Raw genomic sequence first — 23,521 nt, 5'->3', positions numbered from 1 at the left:
GTTTCTAATCGCAAACGTCAAACGCCACCCCCAGCCGAGCGAGGAGACGCTATGCCGGCCCACACCGACCTGCCCACAACCACGGAACGCATCGAGGTACGTGGTGCGCGGACGCACAATCTGCGCGACATCAACGTCACCATCCCTCGCAACCGCATCGTCGCGTTCACGGGCGTGAGCGGCAGCGGCAAGACGTCGCTGGCCATCGACACTGTGCATGCCGAGGCGCAACTGCGTTACCTGGAGGGCATCACGCCGTTCGTCCGGCAGTTCATCACCCCGAAGGACCGCCCGATCGTCGATGAGATCACCGGTCTGGGCGCCACGCTCGCCGTCGACCAGCGCCGCCTCAACCGCAGCGCGCGGTCCAGCGTCGGCACGCTCACCGGGCTCGACAACTACCTCTCGCTGCTCTACTCCCGGCTGCCGGGCCTGGCGGCGGGCAGCGATGCGGGGCTGCGGGCACTCACGCCGGCCCACTTTGACCGCTTCGCCCCGGAGGGACACTGTCCTGTCTGCAAGGGCGCCGGAGCCACGTACAGGCCGACAGCAGAGGTGCTGTTTCCCCACCCCGGACTGCCGCTGTACGAGGGGGCGTCGCCCTGGTTCGCCAAGGCATACACGGGCGAGTTCACGTCGGTCCGGGCGCTGGCGGAGCGCGACGGCGTCGACCTGGACCGGCCGTGGCAGGACCTGCCCGTCTCCTTCCGCGACGCAGTCCTGCACGGCACCGGCGACGCGCCGGTCGAGGTCCTGATCACCGGCAGCACCAAGAAGTCGGGCGCGGCGCTCACGATCCGGCGCAACGACCCCCTGCGCGGGGCGATCGCCGAGGTGCAACGCTTGTTCGACGCGGCCGGCACCGAGGGGGCCCGCGAGCGCTACCTGCCGTTCCTTGAGCGCACCCCCTGCCCGGACTGCGCCGGCAGCGGCTACGGGCCGGTGGCCAACGAGGTGCGCCTCGCCGGACTGTCCTTCCCCGAGGTCACCACGGCCCGGATCCGGGTTCTGACCGCCTGGGCGCAAAAGCTGGGCACCGAGCTCACCGGCGCGCAGCACGATGCCGCCCAGACCTTGCTGCCCGGCCTGGTCAACCGGCTCGACCTGCTCGACCAGCTCGGCCTGGGTCACCTGCAGCTCGAGCGCACGGCCGTCACGATGTCCGGCGGAGAGCTGCAACGCACCCGCGTGGCCGCTCAGCTGAGCACGCCGCTGTCTGGCATCATCTTCGTGCTCGACGAGCCCAGCTCGGGGCTGCACCCCGCGGACAAAGCGCCGCTGCTGGCGATCATCGAGCGGCTGCGCGACGCTGGCAACACGGTGCTGCTCATCGAGCACGATCCGGAGCTGATCGGCGCCGCGGACTGGATCATCGATCTCGGGCCCGCCGCGGGCCGCGACGGCGGCCGGGTGGTCGCCGCCGGCCCGCCCGCCGCCGTTGCGGCCAACCCGGACTCGGTCACCGGCCGCTACCTGGCCCGGCGCGGGCCCCGGCTGACCCGCACCACGACCCGGCCGGTCGGTGCCGCCACCGACTGGCTGACACTCAGCGGCGTCGCGGTCCACAACGTCCGCGTCGAGCAGGCCCGCATCCCCCTGCGCGCGCTCACCTGCATCACGGGCGTCAGCGGCAGCGGCAAGAGCAGCCTGTTGCACGCCGCCCTGGCCGTCGGGGTCGCGGCTGCGCTGGAGGACCGCCCGGCCAGCGCCGTCCGCGAGATCACCGGCACGTCCGCGCTGACCTCGGTGACGGTCGTCAACCAGGATCCGATCGGCCGCACCCCCCGGTCCAACCCGGCGACCTACACCAAGGCGTTCGACGTCATCCGGGCCCTGTTCGCGGCGACCCCCGCCGCGAAGAACCGCAAGTTGACCGCCGGGACGTTTTCCCCCAACTCCGCCGGCGGCCGCTGCGAAGCGTGCACCGGCTACGGTAAACGCCTGGTCGACATGCAGTTCCTGCCGAACACGTGGGTCACCTGCGAGGTATGCCAGGGCCGCCGGTTCACCGAAGAGGTGCTGCGGGTCACGTACCAAGGGCTCGCGCTCGACGAAGTGCTCAACCTGACCGTCGAGGAGTCGTACGACTTCTTCCACGAGTCGCGACAGCTGCGCCAGACCTTCGATGCGATGCGCCGCGCCGGTCTGGGCTATCTGCGTCTCGGTCAGCCGGCCGTCGAACTCTCCGGCGGTGAGGCCCAGCGACTCAAACTGGCCAACGCCCTGCTGCGCAGCGGCAAAGGCAGCGGCGCCGGGCTGGTGGTGCTCGACGAGCCGGTGACAGGTCTGCATCCATCGGACATCCAGCGCATCGTGGATGCGATCGACGCGTTGCTCGCTGGCGGCAACACCGTCGTCGTCGCGGAGCACGACTTGCACCTTGCCGCCGTGGCCGACCATGTCGTCGACATGGGCCCCGGCGGGGGCGAGGACGGTGGCCGGATCGTCAACGAGGGCACGCCCGCACAGGTCGCGGGCGGGAGCGGACCCACCGCGCATCATCTGGGCCTCCTGCTGCAGCAATGAGAGAGCCGTCCGGTGCCGCTGGTCGCAGCGGCACCGGACGGCGCGGGTGGGTCAGCGGCGCGTGACACCGACCGACTGGGCCAGAGCGGCCAGGTCCGCGATCACCTCGGCGGGGGCCGGCTGCGCGTGGATCTCGTCGCGCAGCGCGAGTGCCGCGGTCCGGAACCGTTCCGCGCCGAGGACGCTGCCGACGGCCTCGTCCACGCGCTCCTGGTCCGCCTTCTCGGCGGGGACCTGGGTGGCCACGCCGGTGCCGACCAGAGCGCCGGCGTCCTTCACCTGCTCGGGCAGGTAGGGGAACGCCACCTGCGGCACACCGTGGTAGCCGGCTGTCAGCATGGTGCTCGCCCCGCCCTGGTGCACCACGAGGTCACAGGTGTCCATGAAACGGTGCAGGGGCGCTCCCTGCACCATCCGCACGTTCTCCCGGGACTCGACGAGGTGCCGCTCGGCCTCGGTCACCGCGGCGACGACCTCGACGTCGAGCCTGCCCAGCGCGGTGAGGATGCGCGGCAACAGCATCGCCGCTGTGTCCGCCGTGCCCGTGGTCGAGGTGCCCCAGGTAACCAGTACCCGGCGCTTGCGGCGGGGCTCGAAGAGCCAGGACGGGGCTATGCCGATGCCGTTGTAGGGCACCCAGCGCAGCTGCCGCCGGTTGACCGGGGGCGGCTGCATGCTGGGCGGGCACGGGTCAACGGTCAGCGTCGCCGGGTCACCGTCGATGTGCAGGCCACGTTGCTCGTACGGCTCGTAGAATCCCGGCAGCACCGACATGATCCGCGCGCCGAGCGTCGAGCCGAGGATGTCCGGCGCCCACAGGTGCCGCACGCCCGGCACCCCGAACGTGCGCGCGGCGACCAGCCCGGCTGGGGACATCGTGTCGGAGACGATGAGATCGGGCCGCCATTGCCCGGCGAAGGCGATCACGTCGTCGACATTGGACAGCGTCGCCGCCTGGAAGGCGTCGAACACCGGGGTCATCTTGCCGCTGGACAGGTTCGGTCCCTCCGCTGGCGGGCCCCCCTGCGCCAGTTCGGCCGCGATGGTTCCCCTCCGGATGGCCAGAAAGTCGACATCAGGACCCATCGGCACGGCCGCCATCCCGGAGGACTGCACGACCGGCACCATCGACGGCTGACAGGCGACGCGGACCTCGTGGCCGGCGCTGCGGGCGGCCCAGGCCAGCGGCACCACTGCAAAGTAGTGGGTCGGCCAGGCTGAGGTAGTGAACAGCACGCGCATCGCGGTCACCGCCCCGCCGCCGGGGCGGACGGCTCCTGCGCCAAGATGCCGCCGGCGTTCGCAAGCACCTGCGCCGCGGCACTGTCACCGTCCGGCGGCACGGGCGCCGCCGGGGCCAGCTCTCCCTCGGGTGCCGACCGCAGCCGCCGGCCGTCCCGCGGGCGCAGCAACCGCATCATCGGCACCTCGATCGTGCGGTATAGCACCCAGGCGACGCCGAGGGCAACCGCGAACTGCAGGAACCACATGCCCAAGACGCCGTACCACGGCCAGACGATGTCGCCGGGCAGCAGGCCCCACTTGTTGCCGTAGACCCAGATGCGGGTGCCGAGCTGTTCGACGACCAACTGGTGGGTAGCGTAGAACGAGAAGGACACCTCACCGAACCAGACCATGGCCCGGCCCCGCAACGGCGACCAGCGCAGATAGGCCGGGGACGGCGTGTCGGAGGCGGCCGCGCGGTCGGCGATAATCAGCGCGCTGACCAGTAGGGCCAGCGGGATCATCATGACGGCGTGAGTGTTGAGGTAATTGTCGACCTTCATGTTGAGCGCCCACGCCACCAGGCACAGCACGATCGCCGCAGGGGCGCCGATAGAGAACCACTTGCCCCGGCGGATGAGGATGGCGAACGCGATGCCGATGACGAACTCAGGCAGGCGTGCCGGCGGGAAGACGTAGGCGAACCAGTACTGCAGCGGCCCTCCCCACGCCTCGGTCGGCACCATCTCGAACTGCGGCGGGCTGGCCAGGGCGAAGGTCTTGCCGACGAGCGCCGGCAGGCCGATGGAGACGACCGTGCACACGGCGATGGTGATGTAGACGCCACGCGTAGTCATCCGCGCGATCGCGGGTACCAGGAACGGCCAGCACAGGTAGAAGAACGCCTCGCAGGCCAGCGACCAGCTCACCCCGTTGAGCCCGAAGTAGGAGAACTGGTCGGGGAACCAGGTCTGGACCAGAAACACGTGCCGGGTGACGACCTGCCAGCCCGGGACGGCGTAGGTCCACGCGACCAGGAAGATCGCGATCACGGTGGTCACGAAGTGGACCGGATAAATCTTGGCGAACCGGCGCTGGTAGAACGTGCGCGCCCGTTCGTCGGGCTTGCTGATCCAGGTCAGCACGAAGCCGCTGAGCATGAAGAAGGCGCTGACCGCCCAGCCGCTGCGGGAGAACAGCCACTCAAGGACATGGTGGGTGGGTGACTGGTACGGCGAGGTCTCGTCGAAGGTCAGGCCTAGGCCGATGAAGTGGGTGCCGAAGACGATCACGGCGAGCAAACCCCGCAGACCGGTGAGGGACGGCAGATACCCCTCCCCCCGGCGCATGGCGCGGATACGGGTCATCGTGTCAGCGGGCATTACCTAGATCCTCCAGAGGGTGAGTAGCGCTCGACCAACTCCTCCAGCGCGGGCACCACCGCGGCGGGGCTGGGCTGAGCGGCGATCGCAGCCGCCAGGTCACGGGCGGCGGCGAGGTGCCCGGAGGTGCCGAGCAGCGCGGCGATGTGGTCCCGCAGCAGCTCGGTGCCGGCCGGGCCGTCGGGCACTTCGTCGTAGGTCAGGTGCCGGCCGGCGCCGGTGCGGGCTAGTCGGCTGCCGTTGAGGGTGGGCTCGGGCCGGCGGGTGATGATCAGCTGCGGGCAGCCGTGCACAGCAGCGGTCATGGTCGAACCCGCGCCGCCGTGGTGCACGATCGCCGCGCAGGAGGGCAGCAGCTGGTGCAGCGGCACGGACTCAAGCACCCGCACCCCGTCGGGCAGGTCCCCGAGCAGGGCCCGCTGCTCGGCGGTCGTGGCGACCACGACCTCGGTGCCCGGCACGGCGACGGCGGCGTCGACCGACATCCGGAACAACCCGGCCATCGCGCCGCCCATCAGCTTGGCAGTGGTGGCGCCCCAGGTCACGCACACCCGGCGCGGGTGGTGGGCGGCCAGGCCGGCGGGCAGGACGCCGTTGCCGTTGTACGGCACGTAGCGCACTTGCAGGTGCCCGGCCGCGTCGACCGGCAGGGCCAGGGGCGCCGGGCACGGATCCAGCCAACCGGTCGGCCACGTCCGCACCGCGACGTCGTACCTGTCGAACAGGGCGACGTAGCTGTCCTCGGGCTTGTCGCCGAGCTCGGCCATCTCCAGCCGCTGCAGTCCCGGACTGCCCCACAGGTGACTGATGTTGGGCACTCCGCGCACTGCGGCGACGACGGGGCCGGCATAGCTGACCGCGTCGTGCACAACGACGTCGGGGCGGAAGTCGCGGGCCACACCGAGCAGTCCGTGCAGCATGGATTCGGCGGTCAGGACCTGGCGGCGGCCCAGGTTGGCCAGCAGGGCGAGCTGATCCGCGTCGAGCTCGCCGGGGCGCAGCGGCCAGTCCTCGGGCCAGCGGCTCTGCTCGTGCCAGCCAGCCAGGCGGGGGTTGTGGATGGTCTCGGTGTGGTCGCGGTCGCGGCCGGTCTCCGCCATGGCGATGCCGGTACCGCGCATCGCTGGTACGAGCTCCGTGGTGCTGGCGACCAGCACCTCATGACCAGCGGCCCGGCACGCCCACATGGCCGGGACCATGGGATAGAGGTGCGACGGTGACGGAAAGGTCGTGAAGAGCAGGCGCATCGCTTCTCCTCAATGGGTCGTCCCCGGCGGCGGGGAACGACCGACCCTGCCGGGGGTGGGCCCGCTCATTGGAGTCCCTGCGGGCGGCAGGATCGCTCAAGTGCCGGTGGAGCGGCCGTCGAGGCAGGCGGCGAGCCGTTTCGCCCGGCCGAGGACGGCCCTACGGTCGGCGCATGCGAATACTGTTCACCACCGCCCCGATGTACGGTCACCTCCTCCCCTTGGTCCCGTTGGCGCGAGCGGCCCGGGCCGCTGGCCACGACGTACTGTTCGCCGCTCCCGCGGACTTCGCCGCCGTGGCCGCCGGTCTGGGGCTCAATGCCGCTGCTTCGGCCCCTCCCGTACCGATGGGCCGCATGATGGGCTTCGACCGCGCCGGTGCGCCCATCGGCTGGCCCACGGACCCGGAGCAAAAGCTCGAGCGCAGTGGCCGCGGGTTCGCCCGGCTGGCCGCGACTGTGCTCGACCGGCTGGGCACGCTGGTACGGCAGTACCGGCCGGACCTGATCGTGAGCGAGCCGACGGAGTACGCCGGGCGGATCCTGGCCGCCCGCCACAGCATCCCGTGGGTGGAGCACCAGTGGGGCCTAGCGACGTCTCGGGCGTACCCGAGGGCCGCACAGGACGAGCTGCGGCCCGAGCTGGCGGCGTACGGCGTGGCGGGTCTGCCCGGTCCCGACGCGGTCATCGACGTCTGCCCGGCCAGCCTGCAACTGTCGGATGCGCCACCGGCCCTGCCGATGCGTTACGTGCCCGTTGGCGGGGCCGGCTTGGTCCCGGGCTGGCTGAGCGCCCCCCGGACCCGGCCCCGGGTGTGCGTCACGTTCGGCACCGTCTTCGCTGCTCAGCTGACCGCGCTGGTCACCAGGGTCGTCCGCGCGGTGGCCGAGCTGGACGTCGAGATCGTGCTCGCCGCAGGGTCGGAGGTGGTCTCCGAGCTGGAGCCGCGGCCCGCGCGCGTGCGCGCTGCGGCGTGGCTGCCCTTGGACGTCCTGCTGGCCGGCTGCGACCTCACCGTGCACCACGGCGGGCCGGGCACCGCGCTGACCTCCGTGGTGCACGGCGTGCCGCAGCTGATCTTACCGCAGGCCAGTGACACCGCCGTCTATGCCGAGCAGCTGGCAGCGGCCGGGGTGGCCCGGTCGGTCGGGTCCGGTGCCGGTCCCGCCGAGATCGCCCAGGCCGTCACCGAGCTGCTGACCGGCGGCGGGTTCCGGCAAGCCGCAGCGGCCCTCGCCCGGGAAGCGGCCGGGCGTCCCGCACCGAGCGCCGTCCTGCCGGCGCTGGAGGCGCTCGCCGCCGGGTGAGGAAGCCTTGAGCCGCTTTCGAGTCCGCGCAGCCACGATGGCAAGCGCCGGCCGCCCCGGCGCACCGACGAGAAGAAGGCGAGGCCCGGATGACAAAGTGGTTGGTCACCGGCGCGACCGGCATGCTCGGCACCGAGCTGGTGCGCGCGCTGCGGGGCCAGGACGTCACAGCGGCCGGGCACGCCGACCTCGACATCACCGATCAGCGGGCGACCCGCGCGGCCGTTGCTGGTCACGACGTCGTCGTCAACTGCGCGGCGTGGACCGACGTCGACGGTGCGGAACGGGACCCGGCACCGGCGTTCGCAGTCAACGGGCTCGGGCCGGCGTTGCTCGCCGACGCGTGTCGGGCCGGATCGGCGACGCTCGTGCACGTCTCGACCGACTACGTGTTCGACGGCCGGGCGAGCAGTCCCTATCCGCACGACGCCGGCACGACGCCGCTGTCGGCGTACGGCAGGAGCAAGCTCGCCGGGGAATGGGCTGTCCGGGCCGCCCTGGGCGAGCGCGCGCACATCGTCCGCACCGCCTGGCTCTACGGCATCCGTCAGCGCGGGTTCGTGCAGGCCATCCTGACCGGCCTGCGCGAGCGCGACCAGCTCGAGGTGATCGACGACGTCGTGGGGCAGCCCACCTGGTCACGGGACCTGGCCCGCTGGCTGATCGCCCTCGTCGACAGCGGCGCTCCCGGCGGTGTGCACCACGCGGTCAGCGCCGGGAGCGCCAGCTGGTACGACTTCGCCCGCGCCCTCGCCCGGCTCGCCGGTGCCGATCCCGGCCGGGTCCGGCCGGTCCCCGCGTCCGCCGTGACCCGCCCCGCCGCGCGTCCCCGGTACTCGGTGCTCCGGCCAGACGGGCCCGCTGCGGCGGGTCGCATCCGGGACTGGCACACCGCGCTAGAAGACGCGTTTCCGTCGCTCGCGCAAGCGCACGCGTACCCGCTCACCCCTCTCGGAAGGTGAAAGATGCGACCCCTTCGCGTCCAGGACGCCTGGCATTTACCGCTGGAACCGCACCATGACGACCGCGGCACCTTCGTCGAGTGGTACCGCGCCGAGCCGGTCGAGGAAGCGAGCGGACGCCGACTGCCGCTGGCCCAGGCCAACTGCTCGGTGTCGCGCCGGGGCGTGGTGCGCGGCGTGCACTTCGTCGACGTGCCGCCCGGTCAGGCGAAATACGTGACCTGTGTGGCCGGCACCGTGCTCGACGTCGTCGTGGACGTGCGGGTCGGCTCCCCGACCTACGGCCAGTGGGACAGCGTCCTGCTCGGCGACGGCCGGTGGGACGCCGTGTACCTGCCCGAAGGCCTGGGCCACGCGTTCATGGCACTCAGCGACAGCGCGACGGTGATGTACCTGTGCTCTACGCCCTACGTCGCTGGCCGCGAGCGGGCGGTCGACCCCTTCGACCCCGAGCTGCGCCTGCCGTGGCCCGAGGACGTCCCGGCCGTCGTGTCCGCCAAGGACACCAACGCACCCTCCCTCGAGCAGGCCCGCCGGGCGGGGTTGCTGCCGATCTACAGCGACAGCGCCACGGCAGCGGGCCGGGCGCCGGGCACCCCGGCCCGGGACCCCGTCACCACCTCCACGTATTCCGTCGAACGGCAAAGGAGCAGGACATGACGGACGTCCTCGTCGCAGGCGCCGGCCCGGTGGGGCTCACCGTCACCCACGAACTGAGCCGGTACGGCGTCCAGGTGCGCCTGGTCGACGCAGCTGCGGGCCCGGCGACGACCAGCCGGGCGCTGGCAATCCACGCGCGGACCTTGGAGATCTGCGACCAGATGGGGGTGCTGAAGGATCTGCGGCAGCGGGCACGCAGCATCCAGAACTTCACCATGCATCACCGCGGGCGGCAGCTGGCCCGTTTCGGGCCCAACTATTCGGCCGTCCCGACGCGCTTCCCCCGAACCTTAATGCTCGGGCAGATGACGACCGAGGAAGTGCTGCGCGACGCAGTGCACGAGCGGGGCGTCGACGTCGAGTGGGGCACCCAACTGGTGGCGTCGGAGGAACGCGACGGTCAGGTCCACGCGACGCTGCGGCGCCCCGACGGCGGCGAGGAGCGGGTGACCGTACCGTGGCTGGTGGGTTGTGACGGCGGGCACAGCACCGTGCGCAAGCACCTGGGTCTGCCGCTGCTCGGCGACTCCACCGAGACGTGGCTCATCGCCGACTGCGACGTCGACATGGACCTGCCGCAGGACAGCATCCACTGGATCAAGGCGGGCGAGGGCACGGTCATGGCGATCCCCTTCCCCGAGACCGGTCGCTGGCGGTTGCTGGACACCGTGGACGTCTCCTACGACGGCGATCCCGACCGGGTGGCTGAGCGCTTCGCCGGCAAGCTGCGGACCGCGCTGCGCCGCGGGGTCACCGTACACCGGCCGCACTGGGTGTCGGTGTTCAGCATCCAGCAGCGCATGGTGCCAGCGATGCAGGCCGGGCGCCGGTTCGTGGCCGGTGACGCCGCCCACGTGCACAGCCCCGCGTCGGGCCAAGGCATGAACACCGGCATTCAGGACGCCTTCAACCTGGCCTGGAAGCTCGCGCTGGTCGTGCACGGGCACGCCGCAGCCGGCCTGCTGGAAACGTACTCGGCCGAGCGGGTGCCCGTCGGCCGGGCCCTGCTCGGCTCGACGCGCAAGGCCACCCAGCTGGTGGCTCTGCGCAACACCATGGCGGGCATCGGCCTCCCGATCGCTTTCGCGGTCATCCGCGCCGCGGGGCCGCTGCGCCGGCGGATCGAGTCCTCGATCATCGCGAACATGTCCGCGCTGAACCTGCGCTACCGGGACGGCTCCCTGATCGGCCCGGACGCCGGGGCCGGACCCGCTGCCGGTGAGCGCGTTACCGGCGTGGATCCCGGACGCGCCGCGGAGCCCGGCTGGCGCGACTTCCTGCACCGGCTGCGGACGCCCGGATGGCACCTAGTCGTGGCCCGCGACGACGAGCGCTGGGCGAAGCTGGCCGCGCTGCACAGGCCGTGGCTGCAGGTCTCGGCCACGACCACCGGCGGGGACGGGGTGACGGCACTCGACGACCGGACCGGAGCCCTGCGCAGCGATCTAGGCATCCCGGCGAACGGGTGGGTGCTGGTGCGTCCGGACGGCTATCTGGCGGCGCGGGGCGACACCACCGACGACGCCGCGGTCGCCCTGATCAACACCGTGACTCACCGAGCGAACGCCGGAGACGGGCATGCAGCTGGGACTCGCTGACCGGGTGGTGCTCGTCACCGGGGCCGCCTCGGGCATCGGGCGGGCCACCGCCGAAGCCTTCGCCGCGGCCGGTGCCCGGGTCGCCCTGACGTACAACCGCAACGCCGCACAGGCCGAGGCGCTCGCCGCCGAGCTGGGCGGGGCCGGCCGCGCGCTGGCGTTGCCCTACGACATCGCCGCCCCGGACGACGCGCCCCGGCTGGTGCAAGCCGTCACCGGGGCCTGGGGCGGGGTCGACGTACTGGTCGCCAACGCGTTGCGCCGCGGGCGGCGACGTGGCGACGAACTGTTCGAGCAGTTCCCGGCCGCGGAATGGCAGGGACTGCTCAAGGACAACCTGCACGGCACCGTCCGGCTCGTACAGGCGGTGCTCCCGGCCATGCGGTCGCGGCGCTGGGGGCGGATAGCCCTGGTGTCTTCGCATGTCACCGTGCACGGCCAGCGCGGCCAGGAGATCTATGCGGCGGGTAAGAGCGCGCTGCACGGGCTGGCCCGCAGCCTGGCCTGGGACACGGGGCCCCACGGCATCCTCGTCAACGTGCTCAGCCCCGGCCTGACCAGCACCGACGGGGTCCTGGCGAACCTGCCGGAGCCAGTCCGGCTGGCGGAGCGTTCACGCACCGCGACCGGGCGTCTGAGCACGCCGGGCGACGTCGCCGCCGTCGCCGTGTTCCTGTGCTCGGCGGCCAACGGCAACCTCACCGGCGAGAACATCACGGTCAGTGGCGGCCGGTGAATCCACTGGGCCTCGAGCGATTCTGCCACCGCCGGTGACAGGGTCGTTGCAACGCGAGCGATCGCGCAGATCATCCGAAAGGACCATGCGATGTCGTCCACGAAACAGTCCGCCGCCATCCGCCAGCAAGCCGTTGCCGAGGCGCCCGCCGCGACGGTCTTCGACCTCGTCGCCGACGCGACCCGGTGGCCTCAGCTTTTCACCGCCGGGGTGCACGCCAAGGTCCTGCAGACGCATGCGGACGGCGACCTGGTACGGCGCTGGGCGCTCGACGGGACCACCGTGCGTACCTGGACCTCACGCCGCACCCTCGACCGGGACGGCCTGAGCATTCGGGCCCACAACATCGAGGGCGAGCCCGGTGACCGTGACGAGGTCCGGTGGTCGTTCGAGCAGCTCTCTCCGACGAGCACCCGGGTCCGGGTGGAGCACAACACCACGGGCGACCCGGCTGTCGTCGCCGAGCGCTCGCAGCGCCAGCTCGACGAGTTGGTCGCCGTGGCCGGTCGCGCCGCCGAGCTCGAGCAGCTAGTCATCTCGTTCGCCGACCCGCTGTTCATCGCTGGGCGCAAGGAGGACGCCTACGAGTTCCTCTACGCCGCCGACCAGTGGCCCAGCCGCGTGCCGCACGTGTCGAAGCTGACAATGACCGAGGAGGTCAAGAACATCCAGTTCTTCGACATGGACACCGTCACGCCGGACGGCCGTGGGCACACCACTCGCTCGGTGCGCGTCTGCCAGCCCGACCTGATCGTCTACAAGCAGATCGAGCTGCCCGTCCTGCTGGATGCACACACCGGTCACTGGCGGTTCACCGAGACCCCCGAGGGAGTTACGGTGGAGGCTCGGCACACCGCGACCATCAAGCCGTCGGCCCTGAGCGCGCTGGGCGAGGGCACCACCGTGCAGGACGCCCGCAAGTACCTTCGGCGGGTGCTGAGCACCAACTCCCTGCAGACGCTGCGGTACGCGCAAACCTTCGTCGAGGAACGCGCCGCGCACTGACAGCAGGCCCGCAGCGCCGGATCTCACCCGGACCCGGCGCCCCACCGTGGCCGTCCGCCGTGCAACCCATGCCGACGGTCACGGACGGGCCGCCGGGCTGGGCTCACCCGCCCGACCTGGCGGCCCGTCATTAACCGCCATCCCCGAACCGGCGCACCGAAAGGCTCCTCCGATGCTCGGCACCGACGCGATCCGCCGCTACTGGGACCTGCGTGACTGGCTGCCCGAGCTGTTCGGCGAGCCGGCCGACGCCACCGTACGCATCCCCGGCCCGGCCGACACTGCCGCGTACAGCTGCCCCAGCGGCCCAATCGGTGTCCTCGTGACGGATCCGCACCTGGTGGTCGTGCGCGACCCGGTGCGGCTGGACGGGGGCCGGCGGGACACCTATGTGCGGACCTTCACGCCCGGCAACACCCCCGGCGTGGTCATCCTGGCGCGGATCGGCGACGGCTTCGCGCTGGTGCGGCACTTCCGGCACGCGACCCGTCGGTGGCACCTCGAGCTGCCGCGTGGCTTCGGCACCACTGGGTCCACCCCGCAGGAGGACGCCCGCCGGGAGTTGCACGAGGAACTCGGCGCGCACGCCACCGAGCTGCATCACCTCGGCGCGGTCTACTCCGACGCAGGGATGCACGCCACGCCCGCCCACCTGTTCTACGCCGATGCGGTCCGCTGCCACGTACCCGATGACGACGAGGGCATCAGCCACATCGAGGTTCACTCCCCGGCAAAGCTGGGCCGGCTGATCGGCAACGGCATCGACGACGGCTTCACCCTCGCCGCCTGCGCCCGGGCCGCCGCCCGGGGCCTGTTGCACCTGCGCTGACCCGCACCGGCCCCGCCGGTCCCCCACGACGAAAGACGGACCATGACCACCTCGATCACCCGCTCCACGCTCGAGGCCTCCCCCACGGGCGACCTGGGATCGCTGCTACGCCGCGCCGCCCTACGCCACGGCTCGCGAGACGCCGTCGTTACCAGCGACGTCCGGATGACCTACCGTGAACTCGACACTGCCGCGGACCGTGCCGCCGCAGCCTTCACGACCGCTCCAGGGACCACCGTCGGCCTGATGCCTCTGCTGGACCCCCGGTTCGCCGTGGCGTACTTCGGAGCGCTGCGCGCCGGGCGTACGGTTGTGGCCCTGTCACCGTTTCTGACCGGCGAGAGCCTCGCGCACCAGCTGACGGCGGCGGAGATCGGCCTGGCCGTGCTCGACCAGCGGCTGTACGACCTGGCCCCGCCCGGCGCACCCGTGATCTCGTACGCGACCGGCGCGTGCACGTGGGCGGACTTCCTGGCCTCCGCGCCCATCGGCAGCCCGGCGCCCGCCGCACCGCAGCCCGGCGCCGCCGCGTACATCCACTTCACCAGCGGCACCACCGGCACTCCCAAGGGCGTCGTTATGTCGCACGCCAATCTGCTGGCGAACGCGGCGCAGACCGCGGACGCGCACGAACTGGGCACATTCGGCCGCGTGCTGAACCACCTCCCGCTGTTCCACTTCATGCATCTCGGTGCCGCCGTGCACGCCGGTGCCACGCAGACGCTGGCTCCCGGTCGGGACACCGTTGCCGCCTTCGAGCTGGCCGAGGAGTGCGGTGCGCAGATCTTCTACGCGCTGCCCGCCCAGCTAGCCCGGCTCGCCCGGGACCCGCGGGTGCTGCGGTTGCGGGCCCGGTCGGTGCAAGTCGTCCGCACCGGCGGCACCGCACTCGACCCCGAGGTGGCGACGGTATTGTCCGCCCAGCTCGGGGTGCCCGTATTGCAGGGCTACGGCATGGCCGAGACCTCGGCGCTGACGCACTCCGGCATCCGGGCGCGGCCTGTGCCCGAGTCGGTCGGCCCACCGGTTGCCGGCACCGAGTGCCGCATCGTGGACCTGGAGATGGGAGAGCCGCTGCCACCGGGCGTCCGCGGCGAGGTTCAGGTCCGCGGTCCACAGGTCACCAGCGGCTACTGGCACGGCACGCCGCCGGGGCGGGCCGGCGTGGACGGCTGGCTGGCCACCGGCGACACCGGGCTGCAGGACCAGGACGGGCTGCTCTACCTCAAGGACCGCGTGGACGACCTGTTCAAGACCGGCAACCAGCTGGTGGCTCCCGCCGACGTCGAAGCGGTCTTCCGGGCGCATCCCGGCGTCGGGAATTGCGTCGTCGTGCCCTTCCCCGACGAGATCCTGGGCCACGTGCCGGCGCTGGTGGTCGTCCCCACCGCGGGAAGCGGCAACACCGCCGCACTCGCGATCGCCACGGAGGTCAACGCCCAGCTCGGCGAGCCCTTACGCGTACGCCGGGTCGCGGTCGTCGCCGAGATACCCGGCTCGGACTTCGGCAAGATCCGGCGGCGCGAGATCGGCCGCCGTCTGCATGAGGACCCCGGCAGCTCGCAGCCGGTGCCACCCGCCATCTAAAGGAGCGACATGATCACTCTCATCAACAAGGTCACCGTCACCGGCGACGCCGCACGCTTCCAGCAGGTCCATGCCGACCTGGCCGAGCACATGCGGGTGCAGCCCGGCGCCCGGCGCTTCCAGTTGCTGCGCTCCCTACAGGACCCGGCGGTCTTCGTGGAGGTCGCCGAGTGGGAGAGCCGCGAGCACCACAAGGCCGCGCTGGAGGGCCCCGGCTTCCTCGACAAGGCTAAGGCGCTGCGCAAGCTCGCCACCTTCGAACGGGCGATGTACGAGGTCGTGCGGACTGAGGAACCCGCTCGCTGAAAGCTCGTCGGAGCACGGGGCGAGGGCGAGGTGTGCTCGGTGCCGCTGGTCCCCGCTGCCGGCACCGGCACCGGCACCGGGGACCACAATGCACTCAGGGCCTGTGTCGAAGTCGTTGCCAGGGCGTGGGTTGCTGAGTTGAGGATCTTCGTGTGTCGGTAATCGAGGTGTGGCGAGGTCTCCGGTAGATGGTTCAGCGACCAAGCAGAACCGGAAACCGGAGACCTCGTGGACACCCTAGCGGTGACGAGGCGGCATGACCTGGCCGACGTGCAGTGGGCGGCGCTGGAGCCGTTGTTGCTCGTGTCGAAGCGGCCGGGTCGACCGTCGTCATGGACCAGGCGGCAGTTGATCGACGGGATCCGGTGGCGGGTCCGGGTGGGTGCCCCGTGGCGGGACGTGCCACCGCATTACGGGTCCTGGTCGGCGGTGTACGGGTTGTTTCGGCGCTGGCAACGCGATGGGGCCTGGCAGCGGATCCTCACCGCGTTGCAGGTCCTCGCCGACGCGGTCGGGTGGATCACCTGGGACGTGTTCGTGGACTCCACCAGCGCTCGGGCACATCAGCACGCTGCCGGGGCGCGGAAGAGGGGGATCTGCAGGCCGAGGCGCCCGGCGGCGTCAGCGTCGAGCCGGACGACCATGCCCTGGGTCGCTCTCGTGGTGCGTTGACCACGAAGCTGCACTTGGCGTGTGAGCAGGGGCAGAAGCCCTTGGCAATAGTGTTGACGGCTGGTCAGCGTGGGGACAGTCCGCAGTTCATCCCGGTCCTGGACGCTATTCGGGTTCCTCGTGTGGGCGCCGGCCGTACCAGGACCCGACCGGATCGGGTCCTGGCCGACAAGGCGTACAATCGAGGGCCAACCCGCCGTTACCTGCGCCGTCGTGGAATCGCCGCGACCATCCCGTCGAAGGCCGACCAGGACGCCAACCGGCGTCGGAAGGGGTCGAAGGGCGGCCGGCCCCCGGCCTTCGACCCCGAGCGGTGCAAGCAGCGTCATGCCGTGGAGTGCGGCATCAACCGGCTCAAACGCCACCGGGCCGTCGCGACCCGCTTCGACAAGCTCGCCGTGCGCTACCAGACCACCGTGCACATCGCCGCGATCAACGAATGGCTATGACCGACTTAGACACAGGTCCTAGTAGTGCTTTGTTAGGTTGGCGTGTCGCTGGCCGTCGGTAGCGGTTCGGGCTAGGCCGTGTTTCGTAGGGCGCGGAGCTATTGGTTGATGGCGGCGATGGTGAGGGTGGCTTCGTAGCGCACGGCGAGTTTGTCGTACCTGGTGGCCATGGCGCGGTGTTGTTTGAGCTGGTTGATGCCGCACTCCACTGCGTGACGCAAGCGGTAGAGGTCGGGGTCGAACGCGGGTGGACGTCCGCCTTTGGAGCCTTTGGCTTTGCGGTGGGCGTCCTGGTCGGTCTTGCTCGGGATGCACGCGCGGATGCTGCGGGATCGCAGGTGGGATCGGTTGGCCTTGGACGTGTACGCCTTGTCGGCCAGCGCGGTGTCGGGGCGGGTGCGTGGCCGGCCGCCACCGGTGCGGGGGACGCGGATCCTGGCCAGTACGGGGATGAACTGTGGGCTGTCGCCGCGTTGTCCGGCGGTCACCACCACGGCCATCAGTTTGCGGCCTTGTTCGCAGGCCAGATGGGTCTTGGTGGTCCAGCCGCCCCTCGACCGGCCGAGGCCGTGGTCTGCCGGCTCGGTCTGCACACCACCGGGGGGGCTCTTTCTGCGCCTGACCGTCGCGGCGGGCCCCAGCGACGTGGTGATGGGCGCGGCTGATGGTCGAGTCCACACTCACCGTCCAGCCGATCAACCCCGCCGCGTCCGCGCTGGCCTGCAACGAGGTGAGAATCCGAGACCAGACGCCGTCACGCTGCCAGCGCCGAAACCACCGGTACAGGGTCTGCCAGGGCGGGTAGTGCGCGGGCACGTCTCGCCACGGTGATCCGGTCCGGACCCGCCACCGGATGCCGTCGATGATCAGTCTCATGGTCCATCTGCGTGGCCGAGCATGACCCGTTCCCGCAGGCAGCAACGGCTCGAGTACCGCCCACTGCACGTCGGTCAGGTCATGTCGCCTCGCTGCCGCTACGCTCGGCACGAGGTCTCCGGTGTGAAGTTCTAGCTTGGTCGCTGAACCAACTACCGGAGACCTCCTCGATTAGCGACCACCGCCACGCCGTTGACCGCTACGAAACACGGCCTAGTTCGATGTTGGTGTGACCCCTGACGAGCTTTCCGTTGTGCGGCAACGGCTTGAGGCGTTCGCCGCGGATGTGTTCACCCCGCTGGTGCGCTCGGATCAGCGGGCCAAGGGTGAGATGTATCTGCGGGGTTTGTTGTTGGACGGGTGGCGTAAGTCGATGCAGCCGATGGCGGATCAGCTCGGGGTGGATCATCAGGGGTTGCAGCAGTTCGTGCTGACGTCTACGTGGGACACCGCGGCGGTGCGGATACGGCTGGCCCGCCGGGCGGTCGAGGTGGTCAGGCCGGTCGCGTGGGTGGTCGACGACACCGGCTTTCCGAAGGACGGCACGAGTTCGTCGGGCGTGGCCGGGCAGTACTCGGGGACGTTGGGCAAGGTGGCGAACTGTCAGATCTGGGTGAGCGTGCACGCCGTCACCGACACCGCGTCGTGTCCTCTGGACTGGCGGTTGTTCGTGCCGACGTCGTGGGACGACCAAGCCGTTGACGAGGCGGACCGGCCCGTGGTGGCCGCTCGCCGGACCCGCTGTGGGATACCCGAGGACGAGCGTCATCGGCCGAAGTGGGCGCTGGTCGTGGGGATGCTCGACGAACTGGCCGAGCACGGCCTGCGCCCACCGCTGCTGGCGGCGGACGCTGGCTACGGAGACAACAGCCGGTTCCGCAGCGCCTTGGACGAGCGTGGGATCGGCTACAATCATGCAGGTCAAAGGCGACGCCCTCGCTCACAAGCCAGAGGTGCAACCGGTGCGGCGGGTGTGGTCCGGGCGTGGTCGCCCACCCATCCGCACCGAACCGCGCTACCCCAGACGGCGGTCAGCCTGGTCGAACACATCCGCGCCGCCGGCCGCCAGGCTGCGGAGACGATCACCTGGCGGGAAGGCTCGAAAGGCACGATGAGCTCCCAGTTCATCTTCCTGCGAGTCCGTCCGGCTGGGCACCGCGTCGCTCGTGACCCGGACGGTCTCCTGCCCGAGCGGTGGCTGATCGCTCAGTGGCCGGACGACGAGGCCGCGCCGGTCAAGTACTGGATGTCCAGCCTGCCGGCCACCACCAGTCACGCCGATCTTGTCCGCTACGGCAAGATCCGCTGGCGTATCGAACACGACTATCGAGAACTGAAGACCGGCTTCGGCCTGGACCACTTCGAAGGCCGCTCCTGGACCGGCTGGCACCGCCACGTCACCCTGGTTACCGCCGCGCATCTGTTCGTCACCGAACTGCGTCTGGACCTAAAAGCGGATGCTCCGGCCTGACCCTCTATGCGGTCATCCGCGAGCTGCAACGACTCCTCGCGACCTGGACCGGCGCCTGCAGCACCTGCCACCAACCCGTGAAACCGTTACACCGCAACAAACGCCACCGAACCTAACAAAGCACTACTAGCTCCCGGCAGCGCCCAGGACGCCGGCCAGATAGTCCAGCGTCTTGTCCACCTCGCCAAGCGAGGGCGCCCGGTTGAGGAACCCGTGCGGCATGCCGGTGGCCACCCGCACTCCGGCCGGCACACCGGCTTCGCTCAGCTGACGGGCCAGCAACTCGCCCGAGGGGCGCAGGTCATCGCACTCCGCGACGAGGACCTCCGTCCGGGGCAGCCCGGCCAGCGGCGCCAGACCGGCGAACGCGTAGGGCGGCACGTCGTCGACGCTTCCTACATAGCCGGTGACCATCGCCTCCACCGTGGCCGACAGCAGGCGCAGCATCGGCGGCAGCTCCGCCAGCTCCGCCGCCAGCGCGGGATCGAGCGCGGGCACCGGGAAGTGGGCGAGCGGATAGACCAGCGCCAGCAGGTCGGCCTGCGGGCCACCCTCGTCGCGGCTTTGCAGGGCCGAGGTGAGGGCCAGCGTCGCCCCAGCGCTGGCGCCGCCCAACGCGGCGGGCACCTCACAGCGCCGGCTCGCCCACTGCCATACGGCGTGCACGTCATCGCTGGGCACCGGGTAGTGCACGCCGCCGACAGCCAGCCGGTAGCCCACGGACACCACTTCTGCTGTAGCCCGGTGCGCTACCTCGGCCGCCACCATGTGCGCCTCCGGCATCTGCAGGTCCCCGGCCCCGAACCCGCCGCCGTGCGCCCATACCAGGCGCGCCGTCACCTCGGCGCCCGTCGGACGGTAAACCCGGACGGGTACGGGACCGTGCGGACCGTCCACCTCCGCCTCCTCCACCGTCACCCCCTCCGGCATCCTCCACGGCGCAGGGTCGGCGTTGAACTCCATGAACCGGCGCACGACCTCGGCGTCGGAGCCGAAGTTCTCGAACGAGAGATCCTTGACCAGGTGCAGCCGCCGGGCGAGGTACGAGTCGAGAGGCATGAGATCTCCTAGCAGGTCCAAGGACGACAATGCCGCCCTACAGTACGGAAATCAATCTTAGCCGGACCTTTCTTCCACGAAGGACGTCGCCGGACAGACTAGTGCCTCGTCATGCAGCTTTGAACGGGTAATCCGGGCGGCGGATCTTGGAGTTGATCGCGAATCCGGATTTCGGTCGGGCGTGTTGGTTGCGCCAGCGGATGTAGGCGCCGATGGCGGCGTCCTGCTCGGGGTGGCTGCGGTGGTCGGTGCCGTTGAGGGCGAAGTAGCGCACGGCGGCGAACTCGGCCTCGATCCAGTTCAGCCAGGACGCGTAGGTCGGTAGGAACACCAGGTCGACGTGGTTGGCGGCGCACCGGGCGCGGACTTCGGGGTGCTTGTGTGGGGAGAAGTTGTCCAGGATCAGGTGGAGGTGCTGGTTGGGCCAGCGGTGGCGCAGGGTCTTGAGGAGGCTGAGGAACTCGCGCCAGCGTTTGCGGTCGCGGATGCGGTAGTGCAGGCGTCCGGTGGCCAGGTCGAGGGCGGCGATCATGTGCCGCACGCCTTGGTCACGCCGGTAGGTGGCTCGAAGTCGCACGGGTTGTCCGGTGGGTCGCCAGGCGCGGCCGGGTCGGGGTTGCAGGTTCAGGGGCCCGAACTCGTCCACGCAGATCACCCTGCCGTCGGCGGGTGGGTGGTCGTAGAGGTCGAGGATCCGGCGCATCTTCGTGGTGAAGTCCGGATCGGTGCTGGCCTTCCACGTTTTGGTGGCCTGCCAGGACACGCCGCGTTCGTGCAGGACACGGCGCACGGTCTCGACGCTGATCGTGGTGACGTAGCCGGGGTCGATCAGGTAGTCACGCAGCTTGGTCAGGGACCAGCAGGAGAAGGGTCGGCCGAGGAAACGGGGGTCGCACCGGGCGATGACACAGATCCAGTCTCGGGTCTGCTCATCGATCCGTCTCGGTGCGCCCCCGCACCCGTTTTGGGTCGAGCGCGTCGAACCCCCGCTCGTTGAACGCGTGGATCACGTCCCGCACGTAGTCCTCGGTCGCTGTCAGCAGGTGGGCGATGTCCGGGGCCGGCTGTCCTTGGGCGGACATCAGCACCACGATCGCCCCCCGCACTTTCACCGGATCCTTCGCCGTGCGGGTGATCCGCTGCAACCGCTGCCCCTCGGCCATCGACACCTGCCGGACGAACACCTCCGGCCGTCTACCCACCGGCCACCACCTCCCAAGGTCGAACGTTGAGAGACGGCCTGCCCGACAGATCCTCAGAACTGACGGATTACACGATCAACGTTCCAAGACGAGGCACTAGTACGGCAGCTGCCGTTTGAGATGTTCTGGTGGGGTCTGTCAAACGAACGGCCCTGTCTCACATTCGGTGGTGACGGAGGGTGCTGTTATCCGAGGAGGATGCGGTGGCGGAGCAGGGTGAAGCTTGCTCGTCCGTGCATTTGGCGTGCGATCCGCTTGGTCTTGGTGTTGACGCCTTCGGTGGGGCCGTCGCTGTAGGGGAGCGTGAGTGCGGCGTTCACGGCGTCGCGGTCTCGTTCCATTCCTCTGGTGAAGGCGTGCAGGTGAGGTAGATCGACGGCGTGGGCCTGGGTGATCCAGAGGGTGAGATGGTCGGCGTTTCCCGGTTGAGGCGTCAGGAGTTCGGCGAAGCCCCCAACGGCGGCGGCCAGTTGGGTCATCTCGGGGCAGGCTGCGGTGAGCCGTGCCAGTAGATTCTGGTGCTCGGGTTTGAGGTTGGCGGGCCTGGTGAGGATCATCCGGGCGAGGCGGCGTGGGGAGATGTGGCTGCGGTCGGCGTCCGCGCGGCCTTGGTTGATGTACTTGTGCAGGAGGTTGAGGCAGCCGGTGAAGCCGAGGGCCTTGATCTCTTCGAAGAGGTGCTTGACGCCGACGGCGGGGTCCTCGGCTCGACGTTTGCGTAGGTGTTCGCGGTAGGGGTCCACGAGGCCGGCCCGGTATTTGGGGACGCGGAGCATCCGCTCGGGCTGGTCGGCTCGTGCATAGCGTTTGACGGTGTTCAGAGCCAGTTGCAGGCGGCGGGCGCACTCCAGCAGGCCGACGCCCTGGTCGAGCAGGTCATGGACCTGGTGCCAGCGTTCCAGGGTCGTCTGTGCGCGGGGCCCGTTGTAGATGGGTGCGTCCAGTACGGGGCCCAGCAGGTGCTGTGTGCCTTTACTTCGCTGAGAGATGCTTCGCACAAGTTGTGCCATAGGTGCCACCTGTCCGCGACCTGCACCGCGTCGGGCAGGGCACGGCGGATGGCCTCGGCGTAGGTGGCGGAGCCGTCGCGGCACACGACCTCGACGCCGGGATGCGCGCTCAGCCACGCTTCGAGGGTGTCGGCGGTGCGATCGGGTAGTACGTCGATCCGCTCATGGGTCCCGGCGTCGATCACCAAGGTGGCGTAGCGGTGCCGCCGGCGCAGAGCGAAATCGTCCACGCCGATAACCCGGGGCGTCCGCCCGGTGGGCAACGGGATGCGCAGCAGGGCGCGCAGGGCCGTGTGACGGGACAGGCCCATGGTCAGTATCGCCAGCAAACGTGCCCCTGCCCGGCCCGCTAACTCCTTGACCACGGCTTTGATCTGCCTGTTCAGACGGGCCGTGCGGCGTTGGTAACGCTCTAGGCCGTGTTTCGTAGGGCGCGGAGCAATTGGTTGATGGCGGCGATGGTGAGGGTGGCTTCGTAGCGCACGGCGAGTTTGTCGTACCTGGTGGCCATGGCGCGGTGTTGTTTGAGCTGGTTGATGCCGCACTCCACTGCGTGACGCAAGCGGTAGAGGTCGGGGTCGAACGCGGGTGGACGTCCGCCTTTGGAGCCTTTGGCTTTGCGGTGGGCGTCCTGGTCGGTCTTGCTCGGGATGCACGCGCGGATGCTGCGGGATCGCAGGTGGGATCGGTTGGCCTTGGACGTGTACGCCTTGTCGGCCAGCGCGGTGTCGGGGCGGGTGCGTGGCCGGCCGCCACCGGTGCGGGGGACGCGGATCCTGGCCAGTACGGGGATGAACTGTGGGCTGTCGCCGCGTTGTCCGGCGGTCACCACCACGGCCATCAGTTTGCGGCCTTGTTCGCAGGCCAGATGGGTCTTGGTGGTCCAGCCGCCCCTCGACCGGCCGAGGCCGTGGTCTGCCGGCTCGGTCTGCACACCACCGGGGGGGCTCTTTCTGCGCCTGACCGTCGCGGCGGGCCCCAGCGACGTGGTGATGGGCGCGGCTGATGGTCGAGTCCACACTCACCGTCCAGCCGATCAACCCCGCCGCGTCCGCGCTGGCCTGCAACGAGGTGAGAATCCGAGACCAGACGCCGTCACGCTGCCAGCGCCGAAACCACCGGTACAGGGTCTGCCAGGGCGGGTAGTGCGCGGGCACGTCTCGCCACGGTGATCCGGTCCGGACCCGCCACCGGATGCCGTCGATGATCAGTCTCATGGTCCATCTGCGTGGCCGAGCATGACCCGTTCCCGCAGGCAGCAACGGCTCGAGTACCGCCCACTGCACGTCGGTCAGGTCATGTCGCCTCGCTGCCGCTACGCTCGGCACGAGGTCTCCGGTGTGAAGTTCTAGCTTGGTCGCTGAACCAACTACCGGAGACCTCCTCGATTAGCGACCACCGCCACGCCGTTGA

20 protein-coding genes and 1 pseudogene are annotated in these 23,521 nt (G+C 70.3%); 12 read left to right on the top strand and 9 right to left on the bottom strand.

Annotation, left to right across the window (positions count from 1 at the left end; translation table 11 throughout):
- Positions 1–51 precede the first annotated feature (51 nt).
- Positions 52–2,526 (top strand): excinuclease ABC subunit UvrA, encoded by a 2,475-nt coding sequence (locus ACVMYR_RS28805; protein ID WP_457123297.1) that lies wholly within the window; start codon positions 52–54, stop codon positions 2,524–2,526.
- Between the two features lie 51 nt (positions 2,527–2,577).
- On the opposite strand, the gene ACVMYR_RS28800 is transcribed toward ACVMYR_RS28805, so the two are convergent.
- Genes ACVMYR_RS28800 through ACVMYR_RS28790 form a run of 3 tightly spaced genes read right to left on the bottom strand, consistent with a single transcriptional unit; the run spans position 2,578 to position 6,379 of the window.
- Entirely contained in the window at positions 2,578–3,768 is a 1,191-nt protein-coding gene (locus tag ACVMYR_RS28800; RefSeq protein WP_457123296.1) for a nucleotide disphospho-sugar-binding domain-containing protein, read from the bottom strand.
- 5 nt (positions 3,769–3,773) lie between these two features.
- A complete protein-coding gene (locus tag ACVMYR_RS28795; RefSeq protein ID WP_457123295.1) occupies positions 3,774–5,132 on the bottom strand; it encodes an acyltransferase family protein in 1,359 nt (452 codons plus the stop codon).
- Positions 5,132–6,379, bottom strand: a complete 1,248-nt coding sequence (locus ACVMYR_RS28790; protein WP_457123294.1) for a glycosyltransferase — start codon at positions 6,377–6,379, stop codon at positions 5,132–5,134. Before ACVMYR_RS28790 ends, ACVMYR_RS28795 begins: the two co-directional genes overlap by 1 nt.
- A gap of 173 nt (positions 6,380–6,552) precedes the next feature.
- Between ACVMYR_RS28790 and ACVMYR_RS28785 the strand changes: the two genes are divergently transcribed.
- From ACVMYR_RS28785 to ACVMYR_RS28740, 10 genes are all read left to right on the top strand, one after another.
- Positions 6,553–7,686: a nucleotide disphospho-sugar-binding domain-containing protein gene (locus ACVMYR_RS28785; protein WP_457123293.1), complete on the top strand. Its 1,134-nt coding sequence runs from the start codon at positions 6,553–6,555 to the stop codon at positions 7,684–7,686.
- Between the two features lie 89 nt (positions 7,687–7,775).
- The gene (gene rfbD, locus ACVMYR_RS28780; RefSeq protein ID WP_457123292.1) at positions 7,776–8,648 is read left to right on the top strand and encodes a dTDP-4-dehydrorhamnose reductase; all 873 of its coding nucleotides are present in this window, start codon (positions 7,776–7,778) and stop codon (positions 8,646–8,648) included.
- A gap of 3 nt (positions 8,649–8,651) precedes the next feature.
- Positions 8,652–9,308 (top strand): dTDP-4-dehydrorhamnose 3,5-epimerase family protein, encoded by a 657-nt coding sequence (locus ACVMYR_RS28775; RefSeq protein WP_457123291.1) that lies wholly within the window; start codon positions 8,652–8,654, stop codon positions 9,306–9,308.
- Positions 9,305–10,906 carry an FAD-dependent monooxygenase gene (locus ACVMYR_RS28770; protein WP_457123290.1) on the top strand — a complete coding sequence of 534 codons (1,602 nt, stop codon included), beginning with the start codon at positions 9,305–9,307 and terminating at the stop codon, positions 10,904–10,906. Before ACVMYR_RS28775 ends, ACVMYR_RS28770 begins: the two co-directional genes overlap by 4 nt.
- Positions 10,887–11,642 (top strand): SDR family NAD(P)-dependent oxidoreductase, encoded by a 756-nt coding sequence (locus tag ACVMYR_RS28765; protein ID WP_457123289.1) that lies wholly within the window; start codon positions 10,887–10,889, stop codon positions 11,640–11,642. The genes ACVMYR_RS28770 and ACVMYR_RS28765 overlap by 20 nt, the downstream gene beginning before the upstream one ends.
- A gap of 90 nt (positions 11,643–11,732) precedes the next feature.
- Positions 11,733–12,647: an SRPBCC family protein gene (locus ACVMYR_RS28760; protein ID WP_457123288.1), complete on the top strand. Its 915-nt coding sequence runs from the start codon at positions 11,733–11,735 to the stop codon at positions 12,645–12,647.
- Between the two features lie 172 nt (positions 12,648–12,819).
- The gene (locus ACVMYR_RS28755; RefSeq protein WP_457123287.1) at positions 12,820–13,476 is read left to right on the top strand and encodes an NUDIX hydrolase; all 657 of its coding nucleotides are present in this window, start codon (positions 12,820–12,822) and stop codon (positions 13,474–13,476) included.
- A 42-nt stretch (positions 13,477–13,518) separates the two neighbouring features.
- A complete protein-coding gene (locus ACVMYR_RS28750; RefSeq protein ID WP_457123286.1) occupies positions 13,519–15,063 on the top strand; it encodes a class I adenylate-forming enzyme family protein in 1,545 nt (514 codons plus the stop codon).
- A 9-nt stretch (positions 15,064–15,072) separates the two neighbouring features.
- Positions 15,073–15,369 carry an antibiotic biosynthesis monooxygenase family protein gene (locus ACVMYR_RS28745; protein WP_457123285.1) on the top strand — a complete coding sequence of 99 codons (297 nt, stop codon included), beginning with the start codon at positions 15,073–15,075 and terminating at the stop codon, positions 15,367–15,369.
- Positions 15,370–15,612: 243 nt separating this feature from the next.
- Positions 15,613–16,490, top strand: a protein-coding gene (locus ACVMYR_RS28740; protein ID WP_457123341.1) for an IS5 family transposase whose coding sequence is annotated in 2 segments (ribosomal slippage) — positions 15,613–16,006 and positions 16,006–16,490 — 879 coding nt in all. Because the reading frame shifts where the segments join, the coding sequence is not laid out codon by codon here.
- Positions 16,491–16,588: 98 nt separating this feature from the next.
- On the opposite strand, the gene ACVMYR_RS28735 is transcribed toward ACVMYR_RS28740, so the two are convergent.
- A protein-coding gene (locus ACVMYR_RS28735; RefSeq protein ID WP_457123284.1) for an IS5 family transposase occupies positions 16,589–17,477 on the bottom strand; the annotation gives its coding sequence in 2 pieces (ribosomal slippage) (positions 16,589–17,116 and positions 17,118–17,477; 888 coding nt in all).
- A gap of 118 nt (positions 17,478–17,595) precedes the next feature.
- On the opposite strand from ACVMYR_RS28735, the gene ACVMYR_RS28730 reads away from it, so the two are divergent.
- Entirely contained in the window at positions 17,596–18,837 is a 1,242-nt protein-coding gene (locus ACVMYR_RS28730; RefSeq protein ID WP_457123283.1) for an IS701 family transposase, read from the top strand.
- Positions 18,838–18,963: 126 nt separating this feature from the next.
- Here the strand turns inward: ACVMYR_RS28730 and ACVMYR_RS28725 are convergent, their stop codons facing one another.
- The 5 genes and pseudogenes from ACVMYR_RS28725 to ACVMYR_RS28705 all read right to left on the bottom strand — a co-directional run bounded on the left by ACVMYR_RS28725 (position 18,964) and on the right by ACVMYR_RS28705 (position 23,436).
- The gene (locus ACVMYR_RS28725) at positions 18,964–19,896 is read right to left on the bottom strand and encodes an alpha/beta hydrolase fold domain-containing protein (protein WP_457123282.1); all 933 of its coding nucleotides are present in this window, start codon (positions 19,894–19,896) and stop codon (positions 18,964–18,966) included.
- Positions 19,897–20,005: 109 nt separating this feature from the next.
- Positions 20,006–20,800: an IS630 family transposase gene (locus tag ACVMYR_RS28720; protein ID WP_457123340.1), complete on the bottom strand. Its 795-nt coding sequence runs from the start codon at positions 20,798–20,800 to the stop codon at positions 20,006–20,008.
- A 25-nt stretch (positions 20,801–20,825) separates the two neighbouring features.
- The gene (locus ACVMYR_RS28715; protein ID WP_457123281.1) at positions 20,826–21,098 is read right to left on the bottom strand and encodes a helix-turn-helix domain-containing protein; all 273 of its coding nucleotides are present in this window, start codon (positions 21,096–21,098) and stop codon (positions 20,826–20,828) included.
- Between the two features lie 185 nt (positions 21,099–21,283).
- A pseudogene (locus tag ACVMYR_RS28710) lies at positions 21,284–22,524 on the bottom strand (ISL3 family transposase); the annotation flags it as partial.
- Positions 22,521–23,436 (bottom strand): IS5 family transposase gene (locus ACVMYR_RS28705; protein WP_457123280.1). Its coding sequence is split into 2 segments (ribosomal slippage): positions 22,521–23,075 and positions 23,077–23,436, totalling 915 coding nucleotides; the frame shifts between segments, so codons are not numbered across the junction. The pseudogene ACVMYR_RS28710 and the gene ACVMYR_RS28705, both read right to left, overlap by 4 nt.
- Positions 23,437–23,521: the final 85 nt, after the last annotated feature.

This window comes from Micromonospora sp. PTRAS2 (assembly GCF_054052245.1).
Note: the sequence above shows the minus strand (reverse complement) of the source record. Positions and strands in the feature narration are given on the sequence as shown.

What these genes read in the sequence shown, in the direction of transcription:
- ACVMYR_RS28805 (WP_457123297.1), top strand. Translation starts at nt 52, where the DNA reads ATGCCGGCCCACACCGACCTGCCCACAACCACGGAACGCATCGAGGTA.
- ACVMYR_RS28800 (WP_457123296.1), bottom strand. Translation starts at nt 3,768, where the DNA reads ATGCGCGTGCTGTTCACTACCTCAGCCTGGCCGACCCACTACTTTGCA.
- ACVMYR_RS28795 (WP_457123295.1), bottom strand. Translation starts at nt 5,132, where the DNA reads ATGCCCGCTGACACGATGACCCGTATCCGCGCCATGCGCCGGGGGGAG.
- ACVMYR_RS28790 (WP_457123294.1), bottom strand. Translation starts at nt 6,379, where the DNA reads ATGCGCCTGCTCTTCACGACCTTTCCGTCACCGTCGCACCTCTATCCC.
- ACVMYR_RS28785 (WP_457123293.1), top strand. Translation starts at nt 6,553, where the DNA reads ATGCGAATACTGTTCACCACCGCCCCGATGTACGGTCACCTCCTCCCC.
- rfbD (WP_457123292.1), top strand. Translation starts at nt 7,776, where the DNA reads ATGACAAAGTGGTTGGTCACCGGCGCGACCGGCATGCTCGGCACCGAG.
- ACVMYR_RS28775 (WP_457123291.1), top strand. Translation starts at nt 8,652, where the DNA reads ATGCGACCCCTTCGCGTCCAGGACGCCTGGCATTTACCGCTGGAACCG.
- ACVMYR_RS28770 (WP_457123290.1), top strand. Translation starts at nt 9,305, where the DNA reads ATGACGGACGTCCTCGTCGCAGGCGCCGGCCCGGTGGGGCTCACCGTC.
- ACVMYR_RS28765 (WP_457123289.1), top strand. Translation starts at nt 10,887, where the DNA reads ATGCAGCTGGGACTCGCTGACCGGGTGGTGCTCGTCACCGGGGCCGCC.
- ACVMYR_RS28760 (WP_457123288.1), top strand. Translation starts at nt 11,733, where the DNA reads ATGTCGTCCACGAAACAGTCCGCCGCCATCCGCCAGCAAGCCGTTGCC.
- ACVMYR_RS28755 (WP_457123287.1), top strand. Translation starts at nt 12,820, where the DNA reads ATGCTCGGCACCGACGCGATCCGCCGCTACTGGGACCTGCGTGACTGG.
- ACVMYR_RS28750 (WP_457123286.1), top strand. Translation starts at nt 13,519, where the DNA reads ATGACCACCTCGATCACCCGCTCCACGCTCGAGGCCTCCCCCACGGGC.
- ACVMYR_RS28745 (WP_457123285.1), top strand. Translation starts at nt 15,073, where the DNA reads ATGATCACTCTCATCAACAAGGTCACCGTCACCGGCGACGCCGCACGC.
- ACVMYR_RS28725 (WP_457123282.1), bottom strand. Translation starts at nt 19,896, where the DNA reads ATGCCTCTCGACTCGTACCTCGCCCGGCGGCTGCACCTGGTCAAGGAT.